At 57.2% G+C, this 12,232-nt stretch carries 10 protein-coding genes and 1 tRNA gene; 8 read left to right on the plus strand and 3 right to left on the minus strand.

Features of this window, described 5'->3' with window-relative positions:
• Positions 1 to 192: 192 nt before the first annotated feature.
• Positions 193 to 269: transfer RNA gene (locus tag J4P41_RS01935), tRNA-Arg, on the minus strand.
• A gap of 62 nt (positions 270 to 331) precedes the next feature.
• Complete coding sequence (locus tag J4P41_RS01940; protein WP_426066122.1) at positions 332 to 1,246, minus strand: alpha/beta fold hydrolase; 915 nt, start codon at positions 1,244 to 1,246, stop codon at positions 332 to 334.
• Positions 1,247 to 1,392: 146 nt separating this feature from the next.
• Between J4P41_RS01940 and polA the strand changes: the two genes are divergently transcribed.
• The 4 genes from polA (at position 1,393) to J4P41_RS01960 (ending at position 7,531) form a co-directional block, all read left to right on the plus strand.
• Positions 1,393 to 4,185: a DNA polymerase I gene (polA, locus tag J4P41_RS01945; RefSeq protein ID WP_426065929.1), complete on the plus strand. Its 2,793-nt coding sequence runs from the start codon at positions 1,393 to 1,395 to the stop codon at positions 4,183 to 4,185.
• A gap of 14 nt (positions 4,186 to 4,199) precedes the next feature.
• Entirely contained in the window at positions 4,200 to 4,808 is a 609-nt protein-coding gene (locus J4P41_RS01950) for an SCO family protein (protein WP_426065930.1), read from the plus strand.
• Between the two features lie 6 nt (positions 4,809 to 4,814).
• Positions 4,815 to 6,458: an ABC transporter substrate-binding protein gene (locus tag J4P41_RS01955; RefSeq protein ID WP_426065931.1), complete on the plus strand. Its 1,644-nt coding sequence runs from the start codon at positions 4,815 to 4,817 to the stop codon at positions 6,456 to 6,458.
• Positions 6,459 to 6,538: 80 nt separating this feature from the next.
• The gene (locus tag J4P41_RS01960; protein ID WP_426065932.1) at positions 6,539 to 7,531 is read left to right on the plus strand and encodes a hypothetical protein; all 993 of its coding nucleotides are present in this window, start codon (positions 6,539 to 6,541) and stop codon (positions 7,529 to 7,531) included.
• 39 nt (positions 7,532 to 7,570) lie between these two features.
• Here the strand turns inward: J4P41_RS01960 and purD are convergent, their stop codons facing one another.
• Positions 7,571 to 8,800, minus strand: a complete 1,230-nt coding sequence (gene purD, locus J4P41_RS01965; protein WP_426065933.1) for a phosphoribosylamine--glycine ligase — start codon at positions 8,798 to 8,800, stop codon at positions 7,571 to 7,573.
• Between the two features lie 76 nt (positions 8,801 to 8,876).
• Between purD and xseA the strand changes: the two genes are divergently transcribed.
• The 4 genes from xseA to J4P41_RS01985 all read left to right on the plus strand — a co-directional run bounded on the left by xseA (position 8,877) and on the right by J4P41_RS01985 (position 12,160).
• On the plus strand, positions 8,877 to 10,370 hold the full coding sequence (gene xseA, locus J4P41_RS01970) for an exodeoxyribonuclease VII large subunit (RefSeq protein WP_426065934.1): 1,494 nt from the start codon (positions 8,877 to 8,879) through the stop codon (positions 10,368 to 10,370).
• Positions 10,371 to 10,415: 45 nt separating this feature from the next.
• Positions 10,416 to 10,778, plus strand: a complete 363-nt coding sequence (locus J4P41_RS01975; protein ID WP_010502653.1) for a hypothetical protein — start codon at positions 10,416 to 10,418, stop codon at positions 10,776 to 10,778.
• Positions 10,779 to 10,863: 85 nt separating this feature from the next.
• Entirely contained in the window at positions 10,864 to 11,217 is a 354-nt protein-coding gene (locus tag J4P41_RS01980; protein WP_010502654.1) for a zinc ribbon domain-containing protein YjdM, read from the plus strand.
• 100 nt (positions 11,218 to 11,317) lie between these two features.
• A complete protein-coding gene (locus J4P41_RS01985) occupies positions 11,318 to 12,160 on the plus strand; it encodes an NmrA family NAD(P)-binding protein (RefSeq protein ID WP_426065935.1) in 843 nt (280 codons plus the stop codon).
• Positions 12,161 to 12,232 lie beyond the last annotated feature (72 nt).

Here is a 12,232-nt window from a genome sequence, read left to right on the forward strand (position 1 = left end):
GCGGATAGGAAAGACTTACTAAACGCACAAGTTTACTGCGCGCACATAGCGTTAACTGAGTACAAGCCCTGCAGTGTTGCTTACATGAAGCAGTGTTTTTTTGATTGTGCCTAAGAGCGTGGTGTCAAACCGCCCTAGAAAATTGTCAAACCTGCCGAAAAGCTGGCGGAAAATAGCGATTTCTGAGATTGGTGGTGGACCCGACGCGATTCGAACGCGTGACCTTTGCCTTCGGAGGGCAACGCTCTATCCAGCTGAGCTACGGGTCCGTCGGGTTTCCAATAGACGGTTCAGGATGGGCTTGCCAAGCCCCAATCGGCATTTTGTTCAATCACGGTTGAGCTGTTGCTTTCCAGAGGGCTGCGGCAATGTCGCCGCCCGAGGGTAAAGCTTGGTCTGGCGTCAGGATCCAGGAGGCTACGTCTTGTGCGGTAATCCGTTTGTCGCGGCTTATCAGATGGTGGGCTGTCGGAAATTCATCCAGTCGGACGGCGGCAGGGAGGCGCTTCAGAAACCGTGCGGTGTATGGGGGCAGGACGAACTGGTCTCGACCGCCGAACACCATGAGCATTGGCGTTCTGATGTGTGGGGCGGCGTTGAACGCTGCGGTCATGAGGTGGGTCAGGCCAGCAAGTGGATGAACTGTTGAACTGTGCTGGGTCAACGGGTCGAAATACATGCGACGCAGGGCATGAATGTTGTCGCTTGCAACGTGTTCTCCGGGGACGGCTGATCCATCCAGTTTCCAGTGAGGGGCGACTGTGTCGATACCATCCAGAACAGTCTGCCATGGCTCTCCGATTTTCATGATGGCTGGAGCGAGCAGAATTGTGCCTGATAGCTCTGGTGGCGGATCGGTGGCGAGAAGCAGGGCGACCGCTCCGCCCATGCTTTCGCCCATGACATACAGAGGCAGGTCGGGATAACGGCTATGAAGCCACGCAAGCTCTTCCCGCGTGTCCTCAATCATCTGCGTCGTGCTGCTCCAGCCGCCTGCATCCTGTGTCGCTCCGAAGCCGCGCTGGTCTGGGGCGACGATTTCGATACCGGCAGTGCTCAGGGGCGGGGCAAAGAACTCCCAGGCATCCCGGCTGTCTCCGAAGCCATGAAGGGCCAGAACAACGGCCTTCAAGGGGTGTGCTGCGGGATAAATTCTTAAAGGAATGTGAGCGCCATCCGACATGCTGAGTGTCACATCCGGGAGGATGAGGGCGGTTTCTTTTGCTGTTGGGTGCAGGTCCGGCATTGGGCGGTGTGTGCAGGCTCCGAGAAGCAGCGTGCAGACGAAGGTGCAGGAAAGACGCCGCAGGCGGTTTGAAACGGAGGGGAATGAGCCTATCATCGCGTGGATTTTAGAACGTCCGCCCCTTCCGGGCGAGAAGGGAGATATTCGTGCCGTCTGAAACGCCTCATCTGGTTCTGATTGACGGGTCCGGCTTCATTTTCCGTGCTTTCCATGCCCTGCCGCCCATGACGAGCCCGGATGGCGTTCCGGTCAATGCGGTTTATGGCTTCACGAATATGCTGACGCGCCTGCTGCGCGATCATGTTGGCACACATCTGGCCGTTATTTTCGATGCCGGCCGTCAGACATTTCGCAACGAGATTTACCCGCAGTACAAGGCGCACCGCCCGGAGCCGCCGGAAGACCTGCGTCCGCAGTTCGGGCTGATCCGCGATGCAACGGCGGCGTTCAACGTGCCTTCGATTGAGCTGGCTGGCTGGGAAGCGGACGATCTGATCGCGAGCTATGCCAAGGCCGTTGTGGCACAAGGCGGCCGCTGTACGATCATCTCGTCGGACAAGGATCTGATGCAGTTGATCTGCCCTGGCGTCGAACTGATGGACCCGATGAAGCAGAAGCCGATTCGGGAAGCGGAAGTCGAAGCCAAGTTCGGTGTGCGGCCGGATCAGGTTGTCGATGTTCAGGCTCTGATGGGGGACTCTACCGACAACGTGCCGGGCGTGCCGGGTATTGGCGCGAAGGGTGCGGCCCAGCTCATTAATGAATATGGCACTCTGGAAAAGGTTCTGGATGCTGCGGAGGGCATGAAAGCCTCCAAGCGCCGCCAGAACTTGATCGAATTTGCGGATGCCGCCCGGATGTCTCGCAAACTGGTTCTGCTGGCGGATGATGTGCCGTTGCCTCAGCCGATTGAGGAACTGGGGTGCCGTGAGCCGGTTCAGGAGACACTCCGGGACTGGCTCGACACGATGGGTTTCCACTCTACGATCCAGCGGATGGGGCTGGGATTGGCCGCGAAGCCGAAGTCTACGTTTCGTCCCAAGGCAGTCGCTCCGGCGGAAGGTGAAGCGCCTACGGTCACGCTTTCTGCGGCGTCTTATGGGCCGTACGAAACCGTAACGGATTTCGAGACGCTGGATCGGTGGATTACTGACGCACGGGCAGCCGGATTTGTGGCTGTGGATACGGAGACGGACAGTCTCAATGCGCGTCAGGCCAATATGGTTGGGTTGTCGCTGTCTGTCGCGCCGGGGAAGGCCTGTTATGTGCCGTTCCTGCATGAAGGCAAGCGGGATCTGTTGCAAGATGGGCCGGACGATCAGCCAACCGATCAGCAGCTTGATCGTGCAGAGACGCTGAAGCGCCTTGAGCCGTTAATGCGTGATCCGTCTGTTCTGAAGATCTTCCAGAACGCGAAATATGATCTGACGGTGTTCCGTAAGGCTGGTCTGCCTGAAATTACGCCGATCGACGATACGATGCTCATCTCCTATGCGCAGTCTGCGGGAGAGCACGGGCAGGGCATGGATGAGCTCTCCCAGCTTCATCTGGGGCATACGCCGATCACATATGATTCCGTGACGGGAACGGGGCGCAAGCGCATTCCGTTCGCTGAAGTGCCGCTGGATCAGGCGACGGCCTATGCGGCGGAAGATGCTGATGTCACGCTGCGGCTGTGGCAGGTGCTTCGTCCGCAACTGCGTCTGCGTCAGTCACTGGCCCTCTATGAAGAAATCGAGCGGCCTCTGATTGAAGTTCTGACGGATATGGAAGACGTCGGGATCAAGGTCGATGCTGTTGAGCTGCGGCGCATGTCGGCCGATTTTGCGACGCGTATGGCTGTGATCGAGAAGGATATTCACGAGCAGGTTGGGCGCAGTTTCAATGTTGGATCGCCCAAGCAGCTTGGTGAGATCCTGTTCGATGAAATGGAGCTTCCGGGCGGGAAGCGCACCAAGAGCGGTTCCTGGGGAACGGATTCATCCGTTCTGGAAGGACTGGCGGAGCAGGGGCATGATCTGCCGCAGAAGATCCTGTCCTGGCGTCAGTTGGCCAAGCTGAAATCCACTTACGCCGATGCGCTGGTTGAGCAGATGGACCAAGGGACGCAACGTGTTCACACGTCCTTCCAGATGGCCATTACGACCACCGGACGTCTGTCTTCCAATGAGCCGAACCTTCAGAACATTCCCATTCGGACCGAAGAAGGCGCGCTGATCCGCAAGGCCTTCGTGGCGGCTCCGGGGCATGTTCTGGTGTCGGCGGATTACAGTCAGATCGAACTGCGACTGCTGGCTCATGTGGCGAAGATCGAGCCTTTGCTGGAGGCGTTCCATCTTGGGCAGGATATTCATGCCCGCACGGCCTCCGAAGTGTTCGGTATTCCCATTGAAGGTATGGATCCGCTTACCCGTCGTCGGGCCAAGGCCATCAACTTCGGCATTATTTACGGGATTTCGGCTTTTGGTCTGGGACGCCAGCTTCAGATTTCGCCGGGTGAAGCACGCTCTTACATTGATGCGTATTTTGCCCGGTATCCCGGTATCCGCGCCTATATGGACCGCACCAAGGAAGAGGCGAAGGAACATGGCTATGTTCTGACGCCGTTTGGTCGCCGCTGTTATGTGCCCGGCATCAAGGACAAGAACGGCGCTCGCCGGTCTTATGCCGAGCGTCAGGCGATCAATGCGCCGCTTCAGGGCGGCGCTGCTGACATCATCAAGCGCGCCATGGTGCGTCTGGCGAGAAAACTGCCTGAGACGGGCCTGAAGGCGCAGATGCTGCTTCAGGTGCATGACGAACTGCTCTTCGAAGTTCAGGAGCAGGATGCGCAGAAATTGGCGGATTTCGTCCGTCAGGAAATGGAAAGTGCCGCAAAGCTGGATGTGGCGCTTGAGGTTGAAACCGGTATCGGCCCGAGCTGGGCTGACGCACACTGAGAGACTGAACGAGCATGGAAACCCAACACGAACGCCGCAAGCGGGTCAGCAATCGCATTATCTGGGGAGTGCTGGCAGTTGCGGCGGTTCTGGCCGGGGTCGGCTTCCAGTTGGCCTCTCATGGCGGCCCCGGACTTCTGGTGCAATCCAACGGAAATGAAGTCGGTGGCAGCTTCCGTCTTGATTCCCTTGGGGAAAGCACGGTCACGGAAGGGGACTTCCACGGGACCTGGATGCTGGTGTGGTTCTTTGACACGAACTGCCCGGAAGATCGCTGCCAGCCCGTGCTGAAGAGCATGGAGCAGGCTTATCAGACGCTTCATGCAGAAGGCGTGCGCGTCTCGCCGCTGGCGGTTTCTCTGGATCCGTTTGATGAGAATGAAGCTCTCAGGAACTACGTTATTCCGGTTGCGCCTCATGTCATGCCATTCACGGGAACGCCCAACATGATCAAGGCCATGACGGCCGAATATCATGCCCCGAATGAGAAAGAGGGCGACCATTACGTTCCTGCCCCGCGGATCGTCATTATGGACCCGAATGCCCGTTATGTGGGCACGATTGATGCGACGGGTGATGCCGACGCCCTGATTGCGCGTCTGCGCCAGCTTGCAAAGCGCTGAGTGACGATGCGGCTGTCTGCTCTGGTCCTTGTCTTGTCTCTTGGTGTGGCAGGAAGTGCCGTTGCACAAGAGCAGACACCGCCAGATTGGGATGGGCAGACGCTCGGTAGCCCGCATCGGGGAGGGACGCTCCGTCTGACGGCGGATGGTCCAGGAGGAACGCTGGACCCGCAGATCAATTACGGCACGCAGTACATGCAGGTGTTCGTCAACATGTACGACCCTCTGCTGACGTTCCGTCAGGTGCGCGGTCCTTCAGGGCTGGATGTTGTGCCTGATCTGGCCGAAGCCATGCCGACCATCAGTCCGGATGGTTTGACATGGACGCTGCATCTGCGATCTGGCCTGAAATTTTCGGACGGGTCGCCTGTCCGTGTTGAGGACGTCGTTGCGTCTTTCCGCCGGATCTATCGGGTTGGCAGCCCGACGGCCGCCTCGTTTTATGGTGGGATTGTCGGGGCGAAAGAGTGTCTGGATGCGCCGGATCGGTGTACGTTACCGGGGGTTGAAGGGCATTCAGACGGCACAATTGTTTTTCATCTGACGCATCAGGATGGAGAGTTTCTCTACAAGCTGGCATTTCCCCATGCTGTTATCCTGCCTGCCGGAATTTCGTCTCACGATCTTGGAAATGCGACAGCACCTGGGACGGGCCCTTACCGGATCACGCATTACGATCCCGAGCACGGACTATCTCTGGAGCGGAACGCCTACTTTCACGTCTGGAATCCACAGGCGCAGACGGATGGGTTTGTCGATCATATCGAATACAGTTTTGGCCTGTCGGACGAAGCGCAGATTACGGCCGTTGAGCAGGGGCAATATGACTGGATGCTAGATGCCAAGCCCTCCGACCGACTGGGGGAGCTAGGAGCGAAATATACGTCCCAAGTGCATATCGAGCCGCTTCTTGGCCTCTATTATCTGGCGATGAATGTTCATGAAAAACCGTTTACGGACCAGCGGGTCCGGCAGGCGGTCAGTCTGGCGGTAAACCGTCATGCCATGACGATCCTGTTTGGTGGGAGCGCCATTTCTGAACCGCTCTGCCAGATGGTGCCTCATGGTATTCCGGGTGCGGATCTTGGGTTATCCTGCCCTCAAAATCTTGAAGAGGCGCAGCGGTTGGTTCGGGAAGCAGGAGCGGTAGGGCAGGCAGTCACATTGGTTGTCCCCAATCGTGCTATCGAACTGGGAATGGGGACGTATTTGCGAAACGTGCTTCAGAAGATTGGCCTGAAAGCGCAATTACGACCGATTACGGCTGGTTTGGCGGACTCTTACGAGCAGAATACGGCCAACCATGTTCAAATCGCTCTGGCCTACTGGTTTGCCGATTATCCGTCTGCATCGACGTTTCTGGATGATCTGTTTGGGTGTGATAACTATCACCCCAATTCTGCCATTTCTCCAAACTTTACCGGCTTCTGTGAGCAGCATGTTCAGGGCCTGTTCGAGCAGGCCAAGGCACAGACCGATCCAGCCAAAGCCGCGCCCATCTGGCAGGAGGCGGGGCACGAGATTATGCGCCAGATGCCGGGGGCACCGATGATCCAGATGAAGACTATTGATTTTGTGTCGAAAAGGCTGGGGAATTATTACTCTACGCTTTTGAACCACATGCTGTTTTCGCATGTCTGGGTAAAATAACGCTCGAACGAGAATAATATTGCGTAAATAGTCTTTGCTGGTGCCTTCTCTGTATTGCGTGGCCCGCAAGGAGACGATTCATGAGTGTGTGTCTTGTTGTTTTGATTCTTGGGAAAGCACACACGCAGGAAGCACAGAAATCATCTGATGACTGCATCAAGGCTGCGGTTGTTCTTCCTCTGTTGGGTGGTCCGGGTGACGCGCCGATTATTCCGGTCAAGGTCAACGGCGTGGATGCGGCCATGTATGTCAGCCCAATGTTTGGGCGCGTTATGGTTCACGATGCCGGAAAGCTGTGGTTCCCGCGTGGAGCGGAGATGCCCTTGAAAGCCCAGAATGGTGCGGTGACGTTAACCTCCCGAACACTCCTTGATGATGTACAGATCGGACCAATGGATTTGGGAGAAATGCCTGCCAATCTTCTGGACGGTCAGGCTGAGCACTGTGTCGATGGCCGGCCCCTCATTGGAATGCTGGGGCTGGGGAGCGACGTATTCTCCGGGACCGATGTTCTCTTCGACATTCCCAACGGAAAGCTGGCTTTTCTGAAGTTTCGAACAGACAAGGCTTGCAAGGATGCGGCGCATCGTCTCATGGGGGCTCAGGCACATGTTGTGAAACTGCGGCGTGGAGCACTGATTGCTGTTCGCGCCAATACAACATCTCAGGATATGGTTCTTGACCCGGATTTATCAGAAACGGTTTTATCGACATCCTGGGAAGACGTCCTGAGCCTGACGTCGGATGACATCCGGCATGAACCGATCGTGACGACCCGGTATGTCGGGATATCGGTCGGGCACCAGTCTGTTCTTAATGGGCTGGATATTGGCGGTTATAATCCAGGTCCCCTGAATGTGCTGTTCCAGTCTGATATTTCGACTGCAGCCCTTGGGGGAGATGTCTTCAGGAAGGCGGCTGTTTTGCTGGACAGGCACGCTGGTCAGGCGTTTTTCCTTCCTGAACCAGACAATACGTCTCGCCCGACGCTGCATTTCCATTTTGATGAAAATCACGCTGGACATACAGCCGTCACACAGAGAACTGGACAGATTGAGGCGGGTGTGAAGTGAAGCTTTATGCAGGGATTACTTCACACCTATTGGGTATTTTTACAGCCCAATATCCGTACGTAAAATTTTGTCTTCCCACTGAATGGCTGACGCGCCTTCATAAGCAAGACGACGGGCCTCTTCTGGCGTAGCGGCCTTGGCGCAGACTGTTAGAACGCGTCCACCATCTGCGACAAGAACGCCGTCGACCAGCTTTGTTCCGGCATGAAAAACCGAGACGCCCGGGACGGCTTCGGCGCGGTCTATGCCCGAAATGCGTCCACCTTTTTTCGGAGCGTCCGGGTACCCGTTGGCAGCCAGAACCAATGAGATGGAGGCTTCGTCGGAGAATTCGGCCGCCGCATGGTCGAGATTGCCATCTGCGAGAGCCGCAAGGATCGGGAGCAGGTCTGACTTGAGGCGGATGAGAAGAGCCTGCGCTTCCGGGTCACCGAAGCGGACATTGTACTCGATCAGCTTTGGGCCTTCATTCGTCAGCATCAGGCCAGCAAAAATCACGCCACGGAAAGGTGTCCCGCGACGCACCATTTCTGCCAGCATCGGACGGACGCTGAGGTCCAGTGCCTTTTCCTGTGCTGCACGGTCAAAGCCGGGTGGAGGGGAGATGGCGCCCATTCCCCCTGTGTTTGGCCCTGTGTCTCCGTCGCCCAGACGTTTGTGGTCGCGGGCAGCACCGATCAGAACGGCCTTGTCGTCTGAGCAGAAGGCGAACAGCGAGACTTCTTCGCCCACCAGACATTCTTCAATGACGAGCGGCATACCGAGCTTGCGAATGGCGTCTTCCGCTTCTTCGACGCTCTGGGCGACAACTACGCCTTTACCGGCTGCCAGACCATCTGCCTTTACGACGATAGGCGCACCGCGACGGCGAACGAATTCAAGGGCCGGGGCTTCGTCTTCGAAGCGTTCCCATTTTGCCGTAGGGATTCCAGCGGCATCCGCAACGTCTTTGGTGAACGCTTTGCTGCCTTCCAGAAGAGCCGCAGCCTTGGTGGGGCCAGCGCAGGGAATGCCAGCTTCGGCGCAGGCATCCGCCAGACCGACCACCAGAGGTGCTTCAGGGCCGGGAACGATCAGGTCGATGTTCTGCTCTTTTGCAAAAGCGACAAGTCCTGCAACGTCATCGGCCTTCAGCGGAACAAGCGTTGCCAGAGAGGCCATGCCCGGGTTGCCGGGAGCGGCATAAAGCGCTGAAAGACTGGGCGAGCGCGCCAGACATGTTGCCAGGGCGTGCTCGCGCCCTCCGGAACCGACCAGCAAAACGCGCATTCCGCTCTCCCTTTTCATCTGCGGGTCCCTGAGATCAGGGCTTCGTCTGAGGGCGTGCGTAGCATAGACTGGCGCCATGATGGAGAGTGATGCCGCGTCCATGCGCGGGAATGTGCCGCAATATTCAGTTTCCGAGATTTCCGGAGCCATCAAGCGCACGCTTGAGACCGGATTCGGTCGCGTTCGGGTGCGTGGAGAAGTCACGGAGCTCAAGCGCTACCCGTCCGGACATGTCTATCTGTCCCTGAAAGACGAGGGCGGAAAGATTTCCGGCGTGATCTGGCGCGGAACGGTGTCGCGCCTAGGGATGGCGCCCGAGAACGGCAATGAAGTCATCGCGACGGGGAAGGTCTCGTCTTACGGAGAGCGGTCCAGCTATCAGCTCATCATCGACCGCATGGAGTTTGCGGGCGAGGGCGCACTCCTGGCGAACATTGAACGCCTGCGCCGGAAACTGCTGGAAGAGGGCCTGTTCGAGGCTGACCGCAAAAAGCCGATCCCGTTCCTGCCGACGCTTGTCGGTGTTGTGACGTCCCGCGCGGGGGCGGTGCTGCATGATATTAAGACGACAATCGAACGTCGTTTTCCGCGTGATGTCCTGCTGTGGCCCGTGGCTGTGCAGGGGGAAGGGGCTGCGGCCCAGATTGCAGCAGCGATTGAAGGGATGGCGCAAAGACCGCGCCGACCGGATGTTCTGATTGTTGCGCGTGGCGGCGGGTCGCTGGAAGACCTCATGGCGTTCAATGACGAGCGCGTTTTGCGTGCCGTTGCGGCGTGTCCCATCCCGGTGATTTCTGCGGTCGGGCATGAAACGGATACGACGCTAATCGATCTCGTCTCCGATCGACGTGCACCAACACCAACGGCTGCTGCGGAAATGGCCGTTCCACTACGCTCCGAACTGGTGGCCGATCTGGCGCATCGCACGGCCCGCTTGGCGGGTGGGTTGAGCCGGATCATGCAGGTGTCTCGCGGGCGGCTTGAACAGGCTACGGCTGGGTTGCCGGATCTGCCGTCTCTTCTGGCGACGGCGCGCATGAGGCTGGACGATCGCAGCCAGCGCCTTGAACTGGCACTTCCAGCCTATGTGATGCGCATCAGAAGCCGGCTGGATGCGCCTTTGCATCAGTTGCCCTCGCCGGAACTGATCGTCAGTCGTGCCCGGGCGGCGTTGATTGCACCCTCCCGTCAGCTTCCGTCACCTGTGCTGATGATTGAACGCCGGGGAAGTGCGCTTCAGAAGGCAGAGACAGCTCTGGTGACGGCATGGCAGAACGCGGTGCAGCGTTTCCATTTTCGTGTGGAACGGCAGCGGTTGTCTCCTGAGACGCTTAACGGGGCCATTCGTCTTCAAAAAGCACGTCTGGAAGGGTTGGGAAGCCATCTGGAAGCCGTGTCCCCCAAAGCCATTCTGAGCCGTGGTTATGTGCTGGTTCAGGATAGCAAAGGGCGCCCGGTTACCAGTTCGAAGGCTGCTCCTGTTAATGACCGTGTTGTTCTCTCTTTCGCTGATGGCGAACGTGGGGCAAAACTGGATGCTCTGACGTCTCAGGGCGATCTCGGGCTTTAATCGTGAAGTGCCGGGCCGTTGCCCGGCTTGTAATCCGGAGTTCACATGCGTCCGTTCTGGTTGAGCCTTGTTGTCCTGCCTCTTCTGGCGGCTTGTGCCGAACAGCCTGCTGCTCCAGCCCAGACGGCTGCGCAGGCTCCGGCACAGAAGATCCCTCCGCAGGATTTTGCACCTGGGTTGGCTGAAGAAGCGCCACATACAGGGCAGAAAGTGCTGCTCAATGATCCTTCTGCGCCAATAAATACGCCTTTGTGCGGCACGGCGCTGCATGAGGCCAATCAGGCTGGTGCGGCAGTCTATGCTCAGGGTCTGGCAAGCACTGCGTCCTCCTGTCCGCAGAATGCCTGTTTCGAGCCTTTGACGGGCACGTTTATTGCGGCTGATGGCAACAAGAGCGTGTGCCGGTAAAAGTTTTCAGCTCAGATTGAGCTGTCGCATTTCCCTATCATTCACCGTGCTTTAAGATGTGCCTCACAAAAGAGTGAGGCTTGCGATGACTGATAATCTGAAGTGCCCCAAATGTGGGTCTGAACATGTCTATCCGGATGGTACCCTCTGGGTCTGTCCGGATTGTGCAAATGAATGGAATCCTGAAGCCGAAGGCCAGGGGGATGCGGGTGAGGGAAGCTCCGTCATCAAGGACGCGAACGGAAATGTTCTCGTCGATGGGGATAGTGTAACCGTTGTGAAGGACCTTAAAGTCAAAGGATCTTCGCTCGTCGTGAAAAGTGGCACCAAGGTGAAGAACATCCGTCTGGTTGATGCGACGGACGGGCACAACATTGCCTGCAAAATCACCGGGATTGGCGCTATGAATCTCAAGTCGGAATTCGTCAAAAAATCCTGATTGCCCTTCTGATCAGAGTGATTTTCCCATTCGGCCCTTGCGGATCTTCCGTGAGGGCCGAATGCGTTTTGGCAATTTTCAGGAAAGGGGATGTGCAGGCATGGATGTTATTCTGGGTGGAACAGGTCATGTGGGACGGGCTGTCGCAGAGACCGTTCGGGCTGCAGGTCACGATGTAACGATTGTTGGTCGTCATGTTCGTGCGGAAGCGGGCGAGGGGTTTAAGGCTGTCTCTTTGGACGTCCTGGATACAATGGCTTTACGAGCCCTGTTTCAGAAAGCGCGCAGGGTATTTGTTCTGAACCCACCTGCTGCTGTTTCAGGTGATACGGATGTTGAGGAGCGCAGAACAGTTCGTTCTCTCCTCACAGCGCTTCAGGGCGTTCGTTTGGAAAAGCTGGTGGTACTCTCAACTTATGGTGCCCAGCCTGGCGCACACTGCGGAGATCTGGGCGTACTTTACGAACTGGAACAAGGTGTTGCTAACCTGAATATGCCGGTTTGTATTGTGCGGGCTGCATATTACATGACGAACTGGATTGGGCTTCTGGAGAGTGTCAGAGCCACAGGGGTGATGAAGACGCTGCTGCCGTCTGCTCAGGCCTTCCCGATGGTGGCACCAGAAGATGTTGGGCATTTCGCGGGGCAAATTCTGCTTTCCGAAGAAGGTCAGGGCGAGATCTACCATATCGAAGGTCCAAAAACTTACACGCCAGACGAGGTCGCGGAAGTGCTCTGTGATCTCCTGGGGCGACCTGTTCGGGCTGAGGCTGTTCCTCAGGATCAGTGGTACGCGACTTACCTTGCCAATGGCTTTTCTGCCGAAGCGGCTCGATCTTATGCCACGATGACAGGGATTTTTGTTCATCAGTGTTATGAGGCGCCAACAGGCCCGTGGCGCGGTTCAACAGATCTTGCCACCTGTCTGCAACGCTGCCTTTAGGGTTTGGAACAAGCAATAAAAAAGCCGACCGGAGGGGTATCCGGTCGGCTTTTTTTAGACGTTATGGAAACG

The organism is Gluconobacter sp. NFX36, from assembly GCF_049887835.1.
Lineage (GTDB): Bacteria > Pseudomonadota > Alphaproteobacteria > Acetobacterales > Acetobacteraceae > Gluconobacter > Gluconobacter japonicus_A.